The following is a 20,682-nucleotide window of genomic DNA, read 5'->3' as shown; positions in this document are numbered from 1 at the left end:
GCTGCTTTACTCGGCCGCCTCTGCGTGGCGCGCCTCCTGACCTGCCAGCCACTTTTCGGCTTCGAGCGCGGCCATGCAGCCCGTGCCCGCCGCCGTCACGGCCTGCCGGAACACCTTGTCCTGCACGTCGCCCGCCGCGAAGACGCCCACGATATTGGTTGCCGTCGAATCCGGCCGGGTGATCAGATAGCCCTCGCCATCCATCTCGAGCTTGCCCTTGAACAGCTCGGTATTGGGCGAATGGCCGATCGCCACGAAGAAACCGTCGGCCTTGAGGTCCTGCACCGCGCCCGTCTTCACGTTGCGCAGGCGCGCCCCCGTGACGACCGGCGCCGGCGTCTTTTCACCGATAACCTCGTCGACGACGTGGTCCCAGATGACGCTGACCTTGGGATTCTTGAACAGGCGGTCCTGGAGTATCCTCTCCGCGCGGAAGCTGTCGCGACGGTGCACCAGGGTCACCTTGGAGGCGTGATGGGTCAGATAGAGCGCCTCCTCGACCGCGGTATTGCCGCCGCCGACCACGATCACTTCCTTGTTGCGGAAGAAAAAGCCGTCGCAGGTCGCGCAGGCCGATACGCCGCCGCCGCGGAAGGTCTCCTCGCTGGGCAGGCCGAGCCACTTCGCCGTGGCGCCCGTCGCGATGATCAGCGAGTCCGCCTCATATCGGTCGCCGGAATCGCCCATGCAGACGAACGGCCGCACCGAGAGGTCGACGTCTACGATCGTGTCGAAGAACATCTGCGTGCCGACATGCTCGGCCTGCTTCTGCATCTGCTCCATGAGCCACGGCCCCTGGATGACATCCGCGAAGCCCGGATAGTTCTCGACGTCGGTCGTGATCGTGAGCTGGCCGCCGGGCTGGATTCCCTGCACCAACATGGGCTTGAGGCTTGCGCGAGCCGCATAGATGGCCGCCGTGTAGCCGGCCGGGCCGGACCCCAAGATCATTACCTTGCTTCGGTGAGTTTCTGCCATGTCCGCTCCGCATCCCGCCAACCGCATATCTTGGACATATATGCAAACCTCCACCGAGTTGCACGGCTAGAAGTCAATTTCACACGCAATTGTTCACAGGCAATCACCGAATTCTCGCAACTTTATTGCGTGTCCGGCATGGTTCTGGCATAGACCCGGCCCAACGGAGGAATACTGATGGCTCGGGCCAAGCTCGATCGAATTGACCGGCGAATTCTCAGCGATCTGCAGTCCAATGGACGCATGACCAACGTGGAACTGGCCGAGCGCGCCGGCATATCGGCGCCACCCTGCCTGCGCCGCGTGAGGGCGTTGGAGCGGGCGGGCATCATCAAGGGTTACCATGCCGAACTGAGCCCGGAGGCCCTGGGCTACAGCGTATCGGTGTTCGCGCTGGTCGGACTGAACAGCCAGGCCGAGGCCGATCTCAAGGCGTTCGAGGCGCTGATCGCGAATTGGGAGGAGGTCCGCGAGTGCCACATGCTGGCTGGCGAGGCCGATTTCCTGCTCAAGATCGTGGCCGAGACCTGGGACGACTACCAGAAATTCCTGACCACCCGCCTCACCTCCGCGCCCAATGTCAGCCACGTGAAGTCGATGATGGTGTTCCGGACCGCGAAGGAAGTGCCCGGCGTCCCCATCTCGACGGAAGCGTAGCTTCCGTCGAGATGGGCGGCAGCGGTTGCAGCCGACCGCGAGAGCCCGCACAGAAGCAACGGAGCAAGAATTGACCGACGTCACCTTCGAGATCCTGCACCGCGTTGCCGACGCCTTTGCCCGGCGCGACGTCGACGGCATCGTCAATTCGTTCGCCGAGGATGGCGAATTCCGCAACGCCAAGGGGCCCGACTACTGGGGCCAGAGTTTCAAGGGCAAAGCGGCCATCCGCAGCTATTTCGAGCCGCTGTTCGCCAATACCGGCGATGTGAAGTGGGTTCACACGAACGAGTTCATCTGCGGCGACCGGGCGGTGACAGAATGGCACCGGACCGCCACGCTGAAGTCCGGTGAGCGCCAGGAGTGGCTGGGCTGCGACCTCTACACCTTCCGGGGCGGCCTCATCGTCATGAAGGACACCTACATCAAAGTCGTGGCCTGACCGCGAGGGTCTTGCGGGAAACGGCGTGTATTGATACCCTCCTAAAATACACAGCGTTGTCATCAAGACCGAGGGGCGCAGGCCATGAGGGCTCTTTTCCAGGCGTCGAAGATCCTGCTGCTCGACCTCGCGTCGACGCTGCTGTTCCTCGCCGTCTATGCGATCACCGGCAATCTCTTCCTCGCCGTCGGCCTCGGCATGGCGCTGGGCATCGTCCAGATCGGCTGGCAGCTCGCCCGCAAGCAGCCCGTCGAGGCGCTGCAGTGGCTCAGCCTCGTCATCATCTTCGCGTCGGGTACGGCGACGTTCCTGACCGACGATCCCCTCTTCATCATGATGAAGCCCAGCATCATCTATGTGATCGTCGGGCTGGTGATGCTGAAGCGCGGCTGGATGACCCGCTACCTGCCGCCGATCGCACGCGCGACCGTTCCCGACCTCGCCGTTACCTTTGGTTATGTCTGGGCCGGACTGATGTTCTTCTCGGCCGGGCTCAACATCGTGCTCGCCCTGACACTCGACGTCACGAGCTGGGCGGCCGTGAAGTCGGTCTGGGCGATCGGCAGCAAGGTCGGCCTGTTCGGTATCCAGTATGCCATCATGAAGTCGACCGGCATCCGCCGGGCGCGCGCCATGATGGCGACTAGTTGAACTGCACGCCCACCACTTCGTAGGACTTGCCGCCGCGCGGCGTCTGAACCTCGACCCGGTCACCCACCGTCTTGCCGATGAGCGCCCGCCCGATCGGCGAAGTGACGGAGATCCGGCCCTTGGCGAGGTCGGCCTCGTAGGGGCCGACGATCTGGTACTTCACCGTCTCGTCGGTATCCTCGTCGGCCAGGCGCACGATGGCGCCGAACTTCACAACCTTGCCGGTCAGCTTCGAGAAGTCGATCACCTCGGTGCGCGAGATGATGTCCTCGAGCTCGGCGATGCGCCCCTCGATGAAGCTCTGCTTTTCGCGCGCAGACGTGTACTCGGCGTTCTCCGAGAGATCGCCATGCTCGCGCGCCGTCGCGATGGCCTTGATGATCGCCGGGCGCTCGACGCTCTTCAGCACTTTCAGTTCGCCTTCGAGGCGCTGTAGCCCCTCGGCTGTCATGGGAATACGTTCCATCGCCAAATCGTCCTTGATCAGTCGTACGGCGTCAACGCCGAACGCACCCCAAAACGGGTTGCTATACGGCAAGTTGCAGGAAAGACCGCCCGGTTAAAAGGCGGTCTTGAAGTAGGATTGCAGGGGCGCCACGTCGAGCCCACCCTGCTTGACCGCGGCAATGCCCTCGACCGCCGCCTTGGCACCGGCGACCGTCGTATAATAGGCGATCTTGTTCATCAGGGCGGTGCGCCGGAGCGTGAAGCTGTCGGTCAGGGCGCTTGCGCCTTCGACCGTATTGAACACGAGCTGCACCTTGCCGTCCTTCATCAGGTCGACGATATGCGGCCGGCCTTCCAGCACCTTGTTGACCTGCTGCGCCTCGATCGAATGCTTGGCGAGGAACTCCGCCGTGCCGCGGGTCGCGACGACTTTGAAGCCCAGTTCGATCAGCCGCTTCAGGGGCTTCACCATCGCCTGCTTGTCCTGGTCCTTGACCGAGACGAACACCGCGCCCTCGACCGGCACCTTGCTGCCGGCGCCGAGCTGCGACTTGGCAAAGGCGCGCCCGAAATCCATGTCGAGGCCCATGACCTCGCCGGTCGAGCGCATTTCCGGGCCAAGGATGATGTCGACGCCGGGGAAGCGCGCGAAGGGGAACACCGCCTCCTTGACCGCGATATGCTTGCCCTTGGCCTTCTTGATGCCGAGCGACTTCAGCGCTTCGCCGGCCATCAGGCGGGCCGCGAACTTGGCGATCGGCTGCCCCGTCGCCTTGGCGACGAACGGCACGGTGCGGCTGGCGCGCGGATTGACTTCGAGCACGTAGACCTCGCCATCCTTGACGGCGAACTGCACATTCATCAGGCCAACGACATGCAGCGCCTTGGCCATCGCCTCGGTCTGGCGCTCGATCTCGGCCAGGATCTTGGCCGACAGCGAATAAGGCGGCAGCGAGCAGGCCGAGTCGCCGGAATGAATTCCCGCCTCCTCGATATGCTCCATGATGCCCGCGACGAACACGTTCTGGTCCTTGTCGGCCAGGGCGTCGACATCGACCTCGATGGCATCGCGCAGATAGGAATCGATCAGCACCGGATTGCTGCCCGAGACCTTTACGGCATCGCGCATGTAGCGCTCGATGGCGGCGCGATCGTAGACGATCTGCATCGCGCGTCCGCCCAGCACGTAGGACGGACGGATGACCACCGGATAGCCGATCTTCTCGGCAATCTCGATCGCCTTCTCCTGCGATGTCGCGGTGCCGTTGTCGGGCTGGCGCAGCTTGAGCTCGTGGATCAGCTTCTGGAAGCGCTCGCGGTCCTCGGCGAGATCGATGGCGTCGGGCGAGGTGCCCAGGATCGGAATGCCCGCGGCTTCGAGCGGCTTGGCGAGTTTGAGCGGCGTCTGGCCGCCGAACTGCACGATCAGGCCGAGCAGCTCGCCGCTGCGGCGCTCAACCTCGACCAGCTCGATCACGTCCTCGGCCGTCAGCGGCTCGAAATAGAGACGGTCGGCCGTGTCGTAGTCGGTCGAAACGGTCTCGGGGTTGCAGTTGACCATGATGGTCTCGTAGCCGGCCTCGCGCAGCGCGTAGACCGCATGGACGCAGCAATAGTCGAACTCGATGCCCTGGCCGATGCGATTGGGACCGCCCCCCAGGATGATGACCTTGCGCCGGTCGGTCGGTTGCGCTTCGCACTCGGCCGGCCGCACCCCGTCGCCCTCGTAGCAGGAATAGAGGTAGGGCGTGCGCGACTCGAATTCGGCCGCGCAGGTATCGATGCGCTTGAAGACCGGCCGCACGCCGAGCGCGCGACGCTTCTTCGCCACGTCGCCGGCGCTCTGCTTCGTCAGTTCACCGAGCCGCTCGTCGGAGAAGCCCTTCTTCTTGAGGTCGAAGAACGCCTTGGCCTCCGTCGGCAGGCCGTCCTTGCGCACGCTCGCCTCGATGGCGACCAGTTGCTCGATCTGGCGCAGGAACCACGGCTCGTATTTCGACGCCTGGGCGATCTCTTCCACGTTCAGGCCGTAACGGAACGCCTGGGCGATCACCAGGATGCGGTCGGGCGTCGGCCGGGCCAGGGCGCCCACGATGGCGGACTTGTCGGGTGCGCCCTTGATCTCGATCTCGTTCAGGCCGGTCAGGCCGGTCTCCATCGAACGCAGCGCCTTCTGCAGCGATTCCTGGAAGGTGCGGCCGATCGACATCGCCTCGCCGACGCTCTTCATCGAGGTATTGAGCAGCGGCTCCGCGCCCGGGAACTTCTCGAAGGCGAAGCGCGGCATCTTGGTGACGACGTAGTCGATCGTCGGCTCGAACGAGGCTGGAGTCTCGCCGGTGATGTCGTTCAGGAGTTCGTCGAGCGTGTAGCCCACGGCCAGCCGGGCGGCGACCTTGGCGATCGGGAAACCCGTGGCCTTGGAAGCCAAGGCCGAGGAGCGCGACACGCGCGGATTCATCTCGATCACCACCATGCGGCCGCTCGCCGGATCGACCGCGAACTGCACGTTCGAGCCGCCGGTATCGACGCCGATCTCGCGCAGGCACGCGATCGAGGCGTCGCGCATGATCTGGTATTCCTTGTCGGTCAGCGTCAGCGCCGGGGCGACCGTGACGGAGTCGCCGGTATGCACGCCCATCGGATCGACGTTCTCGATCGAGCAGATGATGATGCAGTTGTCGTTGCGGTCGCGCACGACCTCCATCTCGTACTCTTTCCAGCCGAGCACGGATTCCTCGACCAGCACTTCGCCGACCGGCGAGGCATCGACGCCGCCGGCCACGATCTCGAAATACTCGTCGCGATTGTAGGCGATGCCGCCGCCGGTGCCGCCCAGCGTGAAGGACGGGCGGATGATCGCCGGCAGGCCGACCCGCTCCAGCGCGGTCGCCGCCTCTTCGCGATTGTGCACGACTTCGCTCTTCGGGCATTCGAGCCCGATCTTGGTCATGGCGTCGCGGAACAGCAGCCGGTCCTCGGCCTTGTCGATGGCTTCGGCATTGGCGCCGATCAGCTCGACGCCGTACGTCTTGAGCCGCCCATCGCGATGCAGCGACATCGCGGTGTTGAGCGCCGTCTGGCCGCCCATGGTCGGCAGGATCGCGTCGGGCTTTTCCTTCTCGATGATGCGCGCCACGAAGTCGGGCGTGATCGGCTCGATATAGGTCGCATCGACCAGCCCCGGATCGGTCATGATCGTGGCCGGGTTGGAGTTGATCAGGATGACCCGATAGCCCTCGTCCTTCAGCGCCTTGCAGGCCTGGACGCCGGAATAGTCGAACTCGCAGGCCTGACCGATGACGATCGGGCCGGCGCCGATGACGAGGATGCTCTTTATGTCGGTGCGCTTGGGCATGATCTCTCTACTTGCCCTTGCTCTTGTCGATCATCTCGACGAAGCGGTCGAAGAGATAGTGACTGTCGGTCGGGCCGGGCGAGGCTTCGGGGTGATACTGGACCGAGAAGGCCGGCTTGTCGGTGCAGCGCAGGCCTTCGTTGATGCCGTCGAACAGGGAGACGTGCGTCACCTCGGTGTTCTCGGGCAGCGATTCGGGGATGACGCAGAAGCCATGGTTCTGCGACGTGATCTCGACCTTGCCGGTGGTCAGGTCCTTGACCGGCTGGTTGGCGCCACGGTGGCCGCGCTCCATCTTGCGCGTCTTGCCACCGAGCGTCAGGGCCAGGATCTGGTGTCCTAGGCAGATGCCGAACAACGGCACCTTCCTGTCGAGCACGGCCTGGATGGCGGACGAGGCATAAACCGCGGTCGCCGCCGGATCGCCGGGGCCGTTGGACAGGAACACGCCATCGGGATTGTGCCGCAGAATATCCTCGGCCGTGGCCGTGGCCGGCACGACGGTGACCCTGCAGCCGGTGTTGGCGAGGCAGCGCAGGATATTGCGCTTGGCGCCGTAGTCCACGGCGACGACATGATACTTGGGGTTGGTGAGCTTGCCGTAGCCCTTGCCCAGCGCCCACTTGGTCTCATCCCAAGTGTAGGTCTGCTTGGTCGTAACCTCGAGGGCCAGATCCATGCCGTCGAGTCCCGGCCAGTCGAGCGCGATCTGGCGCATCTTCGGGATGTCGAACTTGCCGTCCGGCGCATGGACGACGACACCGTTGGGCGGGCCGCCGTCGCGGATGCGCCGCGTGATGGCCCGCGTGTCGACGTCGCAGATGCCCGGCAGATTGTGGCTCTTCAGCCAGTCGTTGAGCGGCTTTACGGAGCGCCAGTTGGCGGGCTCGGTGATGTCGCCGCGCAGCACGACGGCGCGCGCTGCCGGGGTGATCGTCTCGATGTCCTCGAGATTGGTGCCGACATTGCCGATGTGCGGGAAGGTGAAGGTGATGATCTGGCCGGCATAGGACGGATCGGTGATGATCTCCTGGTACCCGGTCATCGAGGTGTTGAAGCAGACCTCGCCCACGGCATGGCCGGCGGCGCCCACTCCCTTGCCCCAGAAGACCGTGCCGTCGGCCAGCACCAGCGCGGCCGTGGCCCAACGCGGCGCGGCGTCATTCGCACCGGCGGTCTTAGGTGAAGTCATGATGTTTGCCCGTTCGTGCGGCTCGCGCGGCCTCGCCCCGGACCCGGCATGGGCGAGGCGATCGGCAAGCCGGGCGGGTTGTAACCAAGCCGCCGCAGAGGGTCAAGGCGCGGAAGGCAGCCATTTTCTAAGCTATTTCAATAGCTTATTTGCTTTGCCAACAGCGGCTGGGGCGATTAGTTTCCGCCCCTTAGCCTTCGGGCATACCAACGGGACCCAAGCGATGCTGCGCGAAAAACTGACCGAAGCGATGAAAGACGCGATGCGCGCCAAGGATCAGGCCGCGCTGGGCACGATTCGGCTCATCCTCGCGAAGCTCAAGGACGCCGATATCGCCGCCCGCACCGAGGCCAGCCGCGACGGCGTGGCCGACGACAGGATCCTGTCGCTGATGCAGGGCATGATCAAGCAGCGCAACGAATCGATCGCCCTCTACGAAAAGGGCGGCCGCACCGACCTGGCCGAGAAGGAAAAGGCGGAGATCGCCGTGATCGAGCGCTTCCTGCCGCAGCAGATGGACGAAGCCGCGGTCGAGGCTGCCGTGCGCGAGGCCATTGCCGCTGCCGGCGCCACCTCGGTCAAGGACATGGGCGGCGTCATGGCGACCCTGAAGGGCAAGTATGCCGGCCAGATGGACTTCGCCAAGGCGTCAGCCGCCGTGAAGAAGGCTCTCGCCGGCTAGCAGGCTGCTGAAAAAGCCGAAGTCACGTCGAATAAACGAAACAAACGAAATAAACGAAATAACTGAAGCGGATGTCGCAGGTCCCTGATCCCGTGTCGCGTTGACCGTTGACGCAACAATGTTGCGTTCCGGGTTAGGCGCCGGCGGGCGTCGGTAACGATCCCCGCTATCCCCTATGGCGTGGCGTCGGTCCCGGGGCCATCTTAGGGGATGGCGTTCCCTCCCGGCTTCCTAGACGAACTGCGCGCGCGCCTCAGCCTGTCCGACATCGTCGGCCGGAAGGTGTCGCTGAAGCGCCGCTCGGGTGCCGAGTACGCAGGCCTCTGCCCCTTCCACAACGAGAAGACACCGTCCTTCACGGTCAACGACAAGAAGGGCTTCTTCTACTGTTTCGGCTGCCACGAGAAGGGCAGCGCCATCGACTTCGTCATGAAGACGGAAGGTCTCTCCTTTCCCGAGACGGTCGAAAAGCTCGCCCGCGAGGTCAACCTGCCGGTGCCTGTGGCCACGCCGGCCGAGCGCGAGCGCGCCGACCGGGCCTCCACGCTCCAGCAGGTCGTTGAAATGGCGGCTGTCTGGTTCCAGAAGCAGCTTCGCCTGCCGGTCGGCCGCCAGGGCCTGGACTATCTGCGGGGGCGCGGCCTTTCCGACGCCACCATCGACGACTTCCGCCTGGGATTTGCGCCCGATTCGCGCGACGGCCTCCTCGCCGCCCTCAAGCGCGAGAACGTCCCTCTCGACAAGATCGTCGAGGCCGGACTGGCCATCCGGCCGGAGGACGGGCGCGATCCCTACGACCGGTTCAGGGGCCGCGTGATGTTCGTCATCAACGATCGCCGGGGCCGCGCCATCGCCTTCGGCGGCCGGGTCATGGGCACCGGCGAGCCCAAGTATCTGAACTCCCCCGAGACGCCGCTCTTCCACAAGGGCGCCAATCTCTACTGCCTCGACCGGGCTCGGCAGGCCGCGACCAAGGACCAGCCGGTGATCGTGGCCGAAGGCTACATGGACGTCATCGCGCTGCACGGGGCGGGCTTCACCGGCGCCGTGGCGCCGCTCGGCACCGCCCTGACCGAGGGACAGCTGGGCGAACTCTGGAAGCTCGCGGACGAGCCCTTTCTCTGCTTCGACGGCGACAATGCGGGCCGGCGCGCCATGTCCCGGGCCGCCGAACGGGCGCTTCCCTTGCTCCGTCCCGGCAAGAGCCTGCGTTTTCTCACCCTGCCGGCGGGCGAGGACCCCGACAGCCTGATCCGGACCAAGGGCCCCGATGCAGTCCGCCGCGTCCTCGACCTCGCCCGTCCGCTGTCCGATGTGGTCTGGGAACTCGAAACCGAGGGCAAGCCGGCCGACACGCCCGAGCGGCGAGCGAGCCTCCAGCAGAGCGTCGAACAGCGGGTGGCGGAGATCGCCGATCCGGTGGTGCGCGACTACTACCGCACCGAGATGCGCAACCGGCTGAACCGGATGCGCCGCCCCGAGGCGCCGGCCTGGCAGCCTGGAAAGTTCCGCAAGCCCTTCAGACGCCCCGGAGATCCCGAACCCGCGCCTTTCGCGGCCGGCTCGGCGGCCCGCCGATCAGGTCTCGATCTCGACGCCTCGCGCCAGGAGTGGGGCCTGCTGGGCGCCCTGATCGAACGGCCGGCCCTGCTCCACATCCTGGCCGAAGATCTGGCAGCCCTGCCGATCACCAGCCCCGACCTGGGCCGGCTGCGCAGCGGACTGCTGGATGCCCTCTCTCTCGTGCCGTCGGGGGTGGATCCGGCCGCAGACGAGGCGGCGGGCGACCCCTCTCTGGAGGCCGAACTCATCGGCCAGCATCTCCAGAGGATGGGTCTGGCGCAGTTGGCAGCCTCGGCGCGGGCCAAGGCGCGCGAGGCCTTCCGCGACGACCCGACCGATGCGGATGGCTGGGTCGGCCAGTGGCGCCGGGCCGCCCGCCATGTCAGCCATCTCCGGTCAGACCCCGAGGAGCTGAAACGGGCGGAAGATGCTCTCGCAGAGGACATGTCGGAGGAGAATTTGCGGCGGCTTCATGCCGTTCTCGACCGAATGCGGCGGGAAAGCCTGGAATCCAATGCCCTGTAGCCGGGACGCGCAGATTCAGGGGGCTCCCCCTATCGCTGCTTGCACTGAAGCCCCATATAGTAGAAGGGTAGTTTTTGCGGGGCCGCCCTCCCGCCTCCCCTTCTTGCAGCCAAATAACGGCCCTTTGGCCGTTTTATCTGTTTGTCGCACCCAAGGATTTGAGTAAATGGCGACCAAAACCGCGACCGTAGCGCAACCCGAAGCCGCCGATGCCCGGGAGGAGGGTCCTGACGCCCCCCTGCTCGACTCGCTCGGCGCCGAGCTGAAGAAGCTCGTCCAGAAGGGCAAGGAACGCGGCTACGTCACCTATGACGAGTTGAACGCGGCCCTGCCGCCCGACGAAGTGTCCTCAGAGCAGATCGAGGACACGATGGCGATGCTGTCCGAGGCTGGGGTGAATGTCGTCGAGGCCGAGGAGCCGGAGGACACGGCCTCCGCCACGGCGGCCGAACCCGCCAAGACGGCGGTGGTCGCGGCCGAGGCCACGGGCGAGGACGAGGAGCTGGGTCGTACGGACGATCCGGTCCGCATGTACCTGCGCGAGATGGGCAGCGTCGAGCTGCTGAGCCGCGAGGGCGAGATCGAGATCGCCAAGCGCATCGAGGCCGGCCAGGACAAGATGATCGGCGGCATCTGCGAAAGCCCGATGACGATCACGGCGCTGCTGCATTGGCGCGACGCGATCAACGAAGGCCGCATTCTGCTGCGCGACGTGATCGACCTCGAGGCGACCCAGGGCGGCGGCGCCCCCGGCGAAGGCAAGGGCGTGAACGCCGCCCCTCCCACTCCCGCCGCGCCGCCGATGCCGCGTCCGGCGTCTCTGCCGAAACTGGTGCGGCCGGCCGGTCCTGGGATGAACGGTGAAGCGGGCGGCGAAGCGCCTGCAGCGGAAGGGGCTGAGGAGGACGACGAGAACGCGCTCTCCCTGTCGGCGCTCGAGGAAAAGCTCAAGCCCGAGGTTCTGCGCACCCTCACCAAGATCTACAAAGTCTATATCGAGATGTCGAAGGTGCAGAACCGGCGCCTGTCGACTCTCGCCCGCGGCCAGAAGCCCAGCGCGGAGTTCGAGAAGAGCTACGAGAAGCACCGCAAGAAGATCGTCGAACTGGTGCGGACGGTGCACATCAATGCCGCCCGCATCGAGCAGCTCAAGCTCTCGCTCTACGACCTCAACCGCAAGCTGATGACCCTCGAGGGCAAGCTGCTGCGCACGGCGGAGAGCTTCCGCATCTCGCGGCAGGACTTCCTCGACAATTACTTCACGCACGAAATCGATCCCAACTGGCTCGAGAAGGTCGGCAAGCTGTCGGGCCGGGGCTGGAAGGATTTCGCCAAGAAGCGCGGGCCTGAGATCGAGAAGATCCGGGCGGAGATCAAGGACATCTCCGATCACTGCGGCGCGCCGATCTTCGAGTTCCGCCGCATGTGCAAGACCGTCCAGGACGGCGAGCGCGAGATGATGCGGGCGAAGAAGGAAATGATCGAGGCCAACCTGCGCCTCGTGATCTCGATCGCCAAGAAGTACACGAACCGCGGCCTGCAGTTCCTGGACCTCATCCAGGAAGGCAACATCGGCCTGATGAAGGCGGTCGACAAGTTCGAGTACCGCCGCGGCTACAAGTTCTCGACCTACGCCACCTGGTGGATCCGACAGGCCATCACGCGCTCGATCGCCGACCAGGCGCGCACCATCCGTATCCCGGTGCACATGATCGAGACCATCAACAAGCTGGTGCGTACCAGCCGGCAGATGCTGCACGAGATCGGCCGCGAGCCGCAGCCCGAGGAGCTGGCCGAGAAGCTCGGCATGCCGCTCGAGAAGGTGCGCAAGGTCCTGAAGATCGCCAAGGAGCCGATCAGCCTCGAGACCCCGATCGGCGACGAGGAGGACAGCCACCTCGGAGACTTCATCGAGGACAAGAACGCCGTCATCCCGCTCGAGGCGGCGATCCAGGGCAATCTGCGCGAGAGCACGACGCGGGTCCTGGCGACGCTCACGCCGCGCGAGGAGCGCGTGCTGCGCATGCGCTTCGGCATCGGCATGAACACCGACCACACGCTCGAGGAGGTCGGCCAGCAGTTCTCGGTCACCCGCGAACGTATCCGCCAGATCGAGGCCAAGGCGCTCCGCAAGCTCAAGCACCCGAGCCGCTCGCGCATGCTGCGCAGCTTCCTCGACGAGGGCTGAGAAAGACCGAGATCCGAGATCGAAAGCCGGGGCGCGTCCCCGGCTTTTTCATGTCATTCGCGATCGGCGATCCGCACCAGGGACGGCAGCAGGCCGCTCACCGTCATGTTGAGCTGGCGAACCTCTTCCAGAACGGCCAGGAGATTCTCCTGAACGGCCGCGCAGTGGCGCGACGCTTCATAGCGGGCATCGTCCAGTCCCGGATCGATCGCATAGGGATGGCCGAGGGCGCGCCCGCACTCCTGGAGCACGTCCAGCAGTGCCGCCGGCGATTCCCCCTTGTGTCCCGGATGCACGAAATCGCGGGTCGCATGTTCGATCCGCTCCAACGCCGTGACAAGACCATCGACTTCCATGGGAGTCTCCTCGGCCGACAACGGGGACGCTGTGATCGGGCTCGATGCTGTCACCGGAGTCCCCGCCGCACAAGCCCGCCCCTCCCGGAAGATCAGCCGAACCGCAGCAAGGGGATCGCCGCCGCGGCCAGCAGGACGGCGGCGATGCGCATCCGCGTGAAGGGCTCCTTCAGCCAGAACACGGCGATGAGGACGGCAAAGATGGCGCTGGTGTCCCGCAGCGCCGCGGCCGGGGCGATCGGCGCATGGCTCCAAACCCAGAGTATGAGCAGGTACGATGCCATGGCGGCGACCGCGATCGGCAGGGCGAGAACCCAATGGGACGTCACCTGCGCCCAGGGCGGCCCCGAGCGGCGCTGCCGCCACGCCATGGCCGCGGCATTGGTGATCGAGACGACGAACCCATAGGCCCAGGGCGACCCCGAGAGCCGTACGCCCTGCGCGTCGCACATGATATAGGCCGCCGTGCCGACACCCGCCGCCACGGTCCACCCCATGGCCGCCCTCGTGATCCCCTTGCCGCGCGCCGCGTCCCAGGCGAGGACGACGAGAGCCAGCGAGATGACCAGAATGCCCAGCAGCCCCGCCGTCGCCAGCCGTTCACCCGTCGCGAGGGTGGCCAGCGGCACCACCAGGAGTACGGCCAGGGAGCGAACCACCGGATAGACGAGGCCGAAACCTCCGAGCTCATAGGCCCGCAGCAGGGCCGATACGGTGAGGACGTTCATCACGGTCGAGGCCGCGATCCAGCCGAAGGACGCGAGATTGGGAAGGCCGGAGAAGAAGAGCGCCGGAACGACGAGCAGTGCGCCCAGTACCATTTGGGCCGTCATCACCTGCGCCGGATTGCGGCTCGCCTTCACGGCGGCATTCCAGCCCGCATGGAGGATGGCGCTCAGCAGGGCGAGCGAAACGTCTGTGAGATCCATCGTTCAGGCGGGCCGCGGCGCGACGATGACCACGCAGTAGCGCGCCGGGCTCTGCGTTGAGTTGTGGTAGGTGATCGGCCGGTCGAGCACCATCGCCAGGCAATCGCCGGCACACAACTCATAGCGCTCCTCGCCCAGCGTCATCTGGATCCTGCCCTCGAGGACCCAGACCTGCTGATGGGTCACGCCCGGCCGAGCCGCCGTCTCATAGCCCACGCGCGCGCCCGCCGGGAAAATCACCTCGACGATCTGGATGGGAGACGGGAAGCCGTCCGGCGAGACGTTGCGACGCAGGTACCCAGATCCGGGGTCTCGCCATTCGATCTGATCCGCCCGGCGGGACACTGGAGCCGGCGGCGCGGCTGGCATTTCGAAGAGCGTTGCCAGGGAGACGCCGAGGCCGGTCGCCAGCTTTTCGAGAAGCACGGCAGTCGGATTGCTTTCAGCCCGCTCGATCAGGGAGATCATGGAGCGGCTGACCCCGCTCGCCTCCGCCAGCGCCTCGAGAGACAGGCCATGCTTGTCCCTCAGGTCACGCACACGGGCCGCGATCCGTTCGTTGATGCCCGCCTCCATCACGCCCTCCTCTAATGGATAAACTATCCATTATATTGGAGGTCACATCAAGGAAGCTCGGGGTGCGCTAAAACATGATGCGACTGCGAGCGGGGGAATGAGATGAAAGACATCGTCGATGAATTGCGGGCCGAGTGCCGGGAGCAACACGGGCCGACCGGAGACGACACGGGTGTCCTTGCGCGCGACGTGCGCTGGCGGGCGGCAGCGGAGATCGAGTCCCTGCGGCCGGCGACCTGGGGGCCGATCGAGACGGCGCCGAAGGACGAAGGCCCCCTCCTGCTCTTCTGCCCGGGCCTCGAAGGGCATGTCGCCGACGAGATCGTTGTCGGTGCCTGGAAATTCGATCCGAACCGGCGCTCCTTGGGCTATTGGGTGAGCGATGTCGGAGCGCTGGACCCCGGCTTTGCCGAGACAGGGCCGTGGATCGAGTATCACGAACTCCAGCCCCGCCAGTGGGCGCGCTTGCCCGCACGGCCCTCCACAAGAAAGTAGAAACAAAAAAGGCGGCCACGAGGGCCGCCTTTTCCGTTGTCGGTGTCAGGTCTCAGGTGCGCGGCGGCAGCGGAACCTTCGCGTCCGTCAGAGCCTTGACCAGAACCGGGATGCCGGCCGCATAGTCACCGGCCTCGCACTTGGCGACTGCCGCCGGAACTTCACTGGCCACAGAATCCCTGCGGTCAAGCGAACGCCACTTCGCGGCCAACGCCTTGCAGTAGGCGGCGTCATCCATCGGAGCCGCAGCCATCGTCTGCGCCATGACGATTTCGACACGGCGGTTCTGCGGCTCGCGAACGTTCGGGCCGGTCTGCACGAGCAGGCCCTGTTCGCCACGGCCGACGACCGCGATCGCGGTGGCGGGCACGCCCTGCTGGACGAGCGCGTCCTTGACCGCGTTGGCCCGGCGCAGCGACAGCGCCATGTTGTAGGCCTCGGTGCCCGACGTATCGGTATGGCCGGTCGCCGTGATGCGCGCATTGCCCTTGGTCTTGTAGGCAGCGGCAGCCTGACCGACGACGTTCGTGGCCTGCGGGTTCAGCTTGGCGCTGTCCCAATCGAAGAAGACCATGAAGCTCTGAGGCGCCGGCGGCGGCGGCGGCGGCGGCGCAGTGGCCGGCGCCGGTTCGTCGCAGGCGGCGATCATGAACGTGGCGGCAAGCAGAACAAACAACTTCTTGAGCATAAGCCCCTCTCCCCTATGGCCATTTTAGCCGGCGCTATATTGCTCGATCAGCCCTCGTGCAGGCAATCCCAAAAATTGCACACAGAGTGCCGTTTCAAACGATTCCATTGAGACTACCTGTGATGGTGCACGCGTCCCGCAACCACCGGGGTTCGGCGCCGTTGTTCGCGCACGATGCCAACAAGGAGCACCCCGTGAAGCAAGTCGCGATCATCACCCTCGCCGCCTGTTTGTTCGTCGCAGGCTGTGCGTCTTACACTGAGCGTGTGGTCGAGAAGCCGGTGCCTGCGCGCACGTCGGAGCGGACCGTCGTCTACGATACGACGCCGGCCCCGGCGCAGACGACGACCGTCTACACCACTCGATAAGGCGCTTCCCCGTGATCAAAGTCGCACTTCTGGCGGCCGCCTGTCTCCTGGCGGCCGGATGCTCCATCCGGAGCGAGCGGGTGGTTGAGAAGCCGGTTCCGGCCCAGACGACCGTCTATACGACTCGCTAAGCCGCGAGCCCGTACAGTTCGGCCACATTGTCCCTCAGGATACGTTTGCGCAGGCCGGGCTCCAGATGTCCGGTCTGCTTGTCGATGACATCCTGGCTCCAGGGCCAGGTCGAATCGCTATGCGGGAAGTCGTTCGCCCACATCAGCTGTCGGGGGCCGAGCTGGTCGGCGAACTGGAAGGCTGTCCAGTCATCCTGAAACGTCATCGTTATGTGATCGCGGAAATACTCGGAGGGCAGACGCTCGAGCTCCTGCCCCTTCATCCAGTAGCGGTGGCGTTTGTAGGCATGATCCATCCGATACATGAAATGCGGCGCCCAGCCCGCATCTGCCTCCACACAGACGACACGCAACTTCGGATGCCTCTGGAAGACGCCGCCGAACACCAGCATGCCCATGATGTCCTGACAGCCCCGGATAATGGACAGGAAGCCGTTGATCTTCGGGCCGCGGGGTCTTGAGAGGGAGTTATCCCCAGACGTCGTGAGAATATGCCAAGACAAGGGCAGTTCGAGCGCGACGGCTGCCTCCCAGAACGGATCGTAGATCGGATCGTCGTAATCCTTTTCAGCCGGGTTGCCGGGCATCATCACGCCACGGAAGCCCATCGCCTTGATGCGCTGGAGATCCTCGATGCCTTCTTTCACCGAGCGCATGGCCGTCTGCCCGATGCCGACCAGGCGATCCGGTGCATGTGAGCAATAGGTCTGGAGCCAGCGGTTGTAGGCGTCGAAGCAGGCTTTCTTAAAATCGAAATCGGGATGGTTGCAGATCAGCATGCCGACGGTCGGATAGATGATTTCTGCCGCCACGCCGTCCTTATCCTGATCCTGGAGACGGCTTGACGGGTCCCAGCCGCCGCGGTGCAGGTCCTCGAACCGGGCGCCGCCGATCCGGATGTTCTCCGGGGCGACACCGGCCGCGGCGATCAGGCCCATCGGAACCGGCGTCTTCATGCCATCGACAAGATAAATGTCCCCCATGCTGTCATGGCACACGACGTGCGGCGCCCGTTCGCGAAAAGCCGGGTCGATATGGTCGCGGTAGCAGCCGGGCGGCTCCGTGATGTGGGAATCTGCAGAAATCGGGCGCCAGTCCATTCGTTCCTCCGTTTTCTTTGCGACAGCCTAGGCAGAGGGGGAAAGAGTCGGCAAGTCGCGGAACGGGGGCGGTTCCAGCCGGCGGCAGCGGTTGAACCGCTTCAAAGCGTGTGGCATACCCGCGCCGCGCGCTGCCGTAGCTCAGTGGTAGAGCACCCCCTTGGTAAGGGGGAGGTCGACAGTTCAATCCTGTCCGGCAGCACCAGCGCTTCCTCCTTGACGTACAGGGAGTGAGAGGCCCATCTCGGGTGGATGGTGAAAGCGGTCCGCGATGGCGCAAAGCGGTAAATTTGCATGGGTCGGAGTCCTACTCGGCGCGGTGGCGATCGTCTTGATCGCCGCGGCCGGGGTCTTTGGCCTGCCCGAACTGCAGGTGGGCAGCGCGCAGAACAGGTCGGAGGTGAACGGCCCCTTGATCTCGCGGGGTTACACCGACGCGCCCGTGGGCACGGCCGTGATCGCGGGCGACCCGGTCGGCGGCTCCGTGCTGACCGAACTGCGGATCAAGAACGGCCAGACCGTCAAGCGCGGCGAGGTCATCGCGGTCCTGAACAATTACGCCACGGCAGACGTCGAGGTTCGCCGGATCGAGGCTGAGATTGCCAAGGCGCGCCGCAAGCGGGAGACGATGATCTCAGGCTACAGGACGGCCGAGATCGCGCTTCAGGAGGTATCGGTGAAGTCGGCGTCGGACGAGAGCCGGCTCAAGGACCTCGAACTGTCTCGCTCCAGCGCGCCGCCCGACCAGAAACAGCTCCAGTCCACCCTCTCGCAGCAGATGCTGGAGCGCGAGGAGGCCAAGCTCAGGTTCCAGAAGGAGGTCCTGAAGGCCGATCTCGGTCAGATCGAAGCCGACATCGCCATCTACGAAGCCAAGCTCGACGGAGCCAAGATCGAGCGCGAGCTCGCAATGGTCCGTTCGCCGCTCGACGGGGTCGTCGTGGACATCTACACGCGGCAGGGAGAGCGCATCTCGTTCCGGGGTATCGCCAAGATCGTCGACCTCAGCCAGATCCGCATCTTTGCCGATGTCGATGAGATTCATCTCCCGACCCTGAAGCCGGGCGGCAAGGTCGAGTTCACCCTCCAGGGCAGCCGGACCGTGCACATGGGCACCATCATCCGGACACCGCTGACGGTGAAGCGCACCAAGAGGTCGGAGGCCGACCTCGGCGAATCCAACGCTCGCCTCCTCGAGGTCGAGATCCGGCCCGACGATCCGCAGAGCATTCCGCAGATGCTGGGCCGGGAAGCCCGGGTGGTCTTCCAGTAGGCCGAGCGCCCGTCAGGCCGCTTGGGGCCGCGGGCTCCTGTACTCGTAGAGCAGCACGGCCACGAGAATGGCCAGCCCGATGACCCGGGCGGCAACCATGCCTCCCACCCAATCATCAATGATGCCCGGGAAGGTGAGCGCGATCCCGGCCACACCGCAGACGACGCGCGTGCCGATACCGAGGGGCCGCCACAGATGGCCTTGCGCCGCGACCGCCAGCGCGACGATGCCGCCCGCAGCACCCAGCGTGACCCAGGGAATCCACAGCCAGCTCATGTTCTTGGGTGTCTCGAGCAGCAGGCCGGTTCCGATCGGGTCGAGCACGAAGATGAAGGGCACGAGGAAGGCCGGCAGGGCATATTTCCAGCTCTGCAGCGTGGTCACATAGGGATCGGCCCGCGTGATCGTGGCAGCAGCGAAGGGCGCAAGCGCGGTCGGCGGCGACACTTCGGAGAGCACGGCGTAGTAAAAGATGAACATGTGCGCGGCGTAGTCCGGGATGCCGAGCTTGATCAGAGCAGGCGCCGCGATGACCGCGCACATGATGTAGGACGCCGTCACGGGCACGGCGAGGCCGACCACCCAGACGATCAGCGCCGTGTACATCGCCGTCCAGAAGACCGAGCCGCCGGCCAGGTCGATGACGATCGACGAGAACTTCAGCGCCAGGCCGGTCTTGGTGATGACGCCGACGATGAGGCCGGCGCAGGCGCAGGTCGCGGCAACGCCCAACGCCTGGATCGAGCCGTCCGCCAGAGCCCGGAATAGCCTGTCCGGCCAGAGCGCCGTGTCGGCGCGCAAGTAGCTCACCATGATGGCCAGCAGGATCGACCAGAACACGGCATAGGTGGCGGAGAAGCCCCACACCATCAGCACGACGACAGAGATCAGCGACGTGAAGTGGAAGCCGTACCGCGTCATCAGCTGCTTCATCGTGAGATCGACCGACGGATCGACGGCGCGCAGGCCATACTTGCGCGAATCGATCTCGGTCATCATCAGCAGGCCGAAGTAGTAGAGGCAGGTCGGGATGAGGGCCATCCGCACGATGTCCAGGTAGGACATCTTCAGATACTCGGCGATCAGGAAGGCCGCGGCCCCCAGCACCGGCGGCGACAGGATGGCGCCGAGGCCGCCCGCGGCCAGCAGGCCGCCGGCCGCCGACTTGCCGTAGCCCGCCTCCTTCATGATCGGCCAGGCGACGGTGCCGATCGTCACGGTGGTGGCGACGCCGGAACCCGACGGGCCGCCCAGCAGGAACGACGACAGCACGACCGCGCGACCGGCCGCATTGGGCTGGCCCTTCATGGCGCGCAGCGAGAAGTCGATGAAGAACCGGCCTGCCCCGGAAGCCTGCAGGATGGCGCCGAAGATCGTGAACAGGATGATCAGGGTGGCGGAGACGTCGATGGCCGACCCGAAGATGCCGTTCAGGGTCATGTATTCTTCGGCGATCAGGTCGGACAGCGGGTAGCCCTTGTGCGTCCACGGCGCCGGCAGGTAGTTGCCCCACATCGCGTAGGCCAGGAACGTTGCCGACAGGATCGGCATGATCCACCCGGTTGCCCGGCGGGTCGATTCCAGCACCAGCAGGATCAGTATCCCGCCGATCACCAGATCGGTCTGGGTCGGCGAGACATAGCGATCGAGGAAGTCATCGGAATCGGCAAAGCTCGTCCAGCTGCCGCCCGTCATCATGTACCAGATGCAAACGATCACGAGGCCGGCCGCCACGATGTCCCATGGCGCGACCCGGTTGCGCCAGCTCTTCACCGCCGGAAACAGCAGGAAAACCAGGGAGAGCGCGTAGGCGACATGGATCTCGCGCAGCGACTGCGTGTCGACCGTCGATGCCGCGGCATAGAGATGGAAGATGGTCATGGTGAAGGCGATGAAGGTGAGGACCTTGCCCCACCAGCCCACGAACTTGTGGATGCCGCCTTCTTCCTGCTCGACGAGCTCCTCGATCTTGCGCTTTTCCTCGTCGCTCAGCAGTTCGGCCTGGACCGTCATCGTTCTTCCCATCCCCAAAAATGGAAACGGGGCCCTCTCTTGCCGGAGGGCCCCGCCCGTACCGCTGTCC

Annotated in this window: 19 protein-coding genes and 1 tRNA gene; 10 read left to right on the top strand and 10 right to left on the bottom strand. The window is 65.2% G+C overall.

Features of this window, described 5'->3' with window-relative positions; translation table 11 throughout:
* Positions 1 to 6 precede the first annotated feature (6 nt).
* A complete protein-coding gene (gene trxB, locus ACO07I_RS23675) occupies positions 7 to 978 on the bottom strand; it encodes a thioredoxin-disulfide reductase (RefSeq protein ID WP_422011743.1) in 972 nt (323 codons plus the stop codon).
* A gap of 177 nt (positions 979 to 1,155) precedes the next feature.
* On the opposite strand from trxB, the gene ACO07I_RS23670 reads away from it, so the two are divergent.
* The 3 genes from ACO07I_RS23670 (at position 1,156) to ACO07I_RS23660 (ending at position 2,728) form a co-directional block, all read left to right on the top strand.
* Positions 1,156 to 1,635: an Lrp/AsnC family transcriptional regulator gene (locus tag ACO07I_RS23670; protein ID WP_422011741.1), complete on the top strand. Its 480-nt coding sequence runs from the start codon at positions 1,156 to 1,158 to the stop codon at positions 1,633 to 1,635.
* 70 nt (positions 1,636 to 1,705) lie between these two features.
* On the top strand, positions 1,706 to 2,077 hold the full coding sequence (locus tag ACO07I_RS23665; RefSeq protein ID WP_422011739.1) for a nuclear transport factor 2 family protein: 372 nt from the start codon (positions 1,706 to 1,708) through the stop codon (positions 2,075 to 2,077).
* 84 nt (positions 2,078 to 2,161) lie between these two features.
* Positions 2,162 to 2,728, top strand: a complete 567-nt coding sequence (locus tag ACO07I_RS23660; protein ID WP_422011737.1) for an inner membrane-spanning protein YciB — start codon at positions 2,162 to 2,164, stop codon at positions 2,726 to 2,728.
* On the opposite strand, the gene greA is transcribed toward ACO07I_RS23660, so the two are convergent.
* The 3 genes from greA to carA all read right to left on the bottom strand — a co-directional run bounded on the left by greA (position 2,721) and on the right by carA (position 7,725).
* Complete coding sequence (greA, locus tag ACO07I_RS23655) at positions 2,721 to 3,194, bottom strand: transcription elongation factor GreA (protein ID WP_422011735.1); 474 nt, start codon at positions 3,192 to 3,194, stop codon at positions 2,721 to 2,723. The two genes, ACO07I_RS23660 and greA, sit on opposite strands and share 8 nt — an antisense overlap.
* 93 nt (positions 3,195 to 3,287) lie before the next feature.
* Positions 3,288 to 6,533, bottom strand: coding sequence for a carbamoyl-phosphate synthase large subunit (gene carB / locus ACO07I_RS23650; protein WP_422011733.1), 3,246 nt, complete (start codon positions 6,531 to 6,533; stop codon positions 3,288 to 3,290).
* Between the two features lie 7 nt (positions 6,534 to 6,540).
* Entirely contained in the window at positions 6,541 to 7,725 is a 1,185-nt protein-coding gene (gene carA / locus ACO07I_RS23645; RefSeq protein ID WP_422011731.1) for a glutamine-hydrolyzing carbamoyl-phosphate synthase small subunit, read from the bottom strand.
* Positions 7,726 to 7,948: 223 nt separating this feature from the next.
* Here carA and ACO07I_RS23640 point away from each other — a divergent pair, with 223 nt between their 5' ends.
* The 3 genes from ACO07I_RS23640 (at position 7,949) to rpoD (ending at position 12,683) form a co-directional block, all read left to right on the top strand.
* Positions 7,949 to 8,407, top strand: a complete 459-nt coding sequence (locus ACO07I_RS23640) for a GatB/YqeY domain-containing protein (protein WP_422011729.1) — start codon at positions 7,949 to 7,951, stop codon at positions 8,405 to 8,407.
* A gap of 210 nt (positions 8,408 to 8,617) precedes the next feature.
* Positions 8,618 to 10,495, top strand: a complete 1,878-nt coding sequence (dnaG, locus tag ACO07I_RS23635) for a DNA primase (protein ID WP_422011727.1) — start codon at positions 8,618 to 8,620, stop codon at positions 10,493 to 10,495.
* Between the two features lie 166 nt (positions 10,496 to 10,661).
* Positions 10,662 to 12,683 (top strand): RNA polymerase sigma factor RpoD, encoded by a 2,022-nt coding sequence (rpoD, locus tag ACO07I_RS23630; RefSeq protein WP_422011725.1) that lies wholly within the window; start codon positions 10,662 to 10,664, stop codon positions 12,681 to 12,683.
* A gap of 53 nt (positions 12,684 to 12,736) precedes the next feature.
* On the opposite strand, the gene ACO07I_RS23625 is transcribed toward rpoD, so the two are convergent.
* The 3 genes from ACO07I_RS23625 to ACO07I_RS23615 form a co-directional block, all read right to left on the bottom strand.
* On the bottom strand, positions 12,737 to 13,039 hold the full coding sequence (locus ACO07I_RS23625; RefSeq protein WP_422011723.1) for a hypothetical protein: 303 nt from the start codon (positions 13,037 to 13,039) through the stop codon (positions 12,737 to 12,739).
* A gap of 92 nt (positions 13,040 to 13,131) precedes the next feature.
* The gene (locus ACO07I_RS23620; RefSeq protein ID WP_422011721.1) at positions 13,132 to 13,968 is read right to left on the bottom strand and encodes a hypothetical protein; all 837 of its coding nucleotides are present in this window, start codon (positions 13,966 to 13,968) and stop codon (positions 13,132 to 13,134) included.
* Between the two features lie 3 nt (positions 13,969 to 13,971).
* On the bottom strand, positions 13,972 to 14,544 hold the full coding sequence (locus ACO07I_RS23615) for a helix-turn-helix domain-containing protein (protein WP_422011719.1): 573 nt from the start codon (positions 14,542 to 14,544) through the stop codon (positions 13,972 to 13,974).
* 102 nt (positions 14,545 to 14,646) lie between these two features.
* Between ACO07I_RS23615 and ACO07I_RS23610 the strand changes: the two genes are divergently transcribed.
* Complete coding sequence (locus tag ACO07I_RS23610) at positions 14,647 to 15,039, top strand: hypothetical protein (protein ID WP_422011717.1); 393 nt, start codon at positions 14,647 to 14,649, stop codon at positions 15,037 to 15,039.
* Positions 15,040 to 15,091: 52 nt separating this feature from the next.
* Here ACO07I_RS23610 and ACO07I_RS23605 read toward each other — a convergent pair whose 3' ends face one another.
* Positions 15,092 to 15,727, bottom strand: coding sequence for an OmpA family protein (locus tag ACO07I_RS23605; RefSeq protein WP_422011715.1), 636 nt, complete (start codon positions 15,725 to 15,727; stop codon positions 15,092 to 15,094).
* A gap of 194 nt (positions 15,728 to 15,921) precedes the next feature.
* On the opposite strand from ACO07I_RS23605, the gene ACO07I_RS23600 reads away from it, so the two are divergent.
* Complete coding sequence (locus ACO07I_RS23600; protein ID WP_422011713.1) at positions 15,922 to 16,095, top strand: hypothetical protein; 174 nt, start codon at positions 15,922 to 15,924, stop codon at positions 16,093 to 16,095.
* A 127-nt stretch (positions 16,096 to 16,222) separates the two neighbouring features.
* On the opposite strand, the gene ACO07I_RS23595 is transcribed toward ACO07I_RS23600, so the two are convergent.
* Positions 16,223 to 17,326 carry an amidohydrolase family protein gene (locus ACO07I_RS23595; protein WP_422011711.1) on the bottom strand — a complete coding sequence of 368 codons (1,104 nt, stop codon included), beginning with the start codon at positions 17,324 to 17,326 and terminating at the stop codon, positions 16,223 to 16,225.
* A 130-nt stretch (positions 17,327 to 17,456) separates the two neighbouring features.
* Here ACO07I_RS23595 and ACO07I_RS23590 point away from each other — a divergent pair.
* Both ACO07I_RS23590 and ACO07I_RS23585 read left to right on the top strand, forming a co-directional pair.
* Positions 17,457 to 17,531, top strand: a tRNA-Thr gene (locus ACO07I_RS23590).
* 114 nt (positions 17,532 to 17,645) lie between these two features.
* Entirely contained in the window at positions 17,646 to 18,599 is a 954-nt protein-coding gene (locus tag ACO07I_RS23585) for an HlyD family secretion protein (protein ID WP_422011709.1), read from the top strand.
* A 12-nt stretch (positions 18,600 to 18,611) separates the two neighbouring features.
* Here the strand turns inward: ACO07I_RS23585 and ACO07I_RS23580 are convergent, their stop codons facing one another.
* Positions 18,612 to 20,612 carry a TRAP transporter permease gene (locus tag ACO07I_RS23580; protein WP_422011707.1) on the bottom strand — a complete coding sequence of 667 codons (2,001 nt, stop codon included), beginning with the start codon at positions 20,610 to 20,612 and terminating at the stop codon, positions 18,612 to 18,614.
* Positions 20,613 to 20,682 lie beyond the last annotated feature (70 nt).

Origin of the sequence: Reyranella sp. (genome assembly GCF_965227665.1) — a bacterium.
GTDB lineage: Bacteria > Pseudomonadota > Alphaproteobacteria > Reyranellales > Reyranellaceae > Reyranella.
Note: the sequence above shows the minus strand (reverse complement) of the source record. Positions and strands in the feature narration are given on the sequence as shown.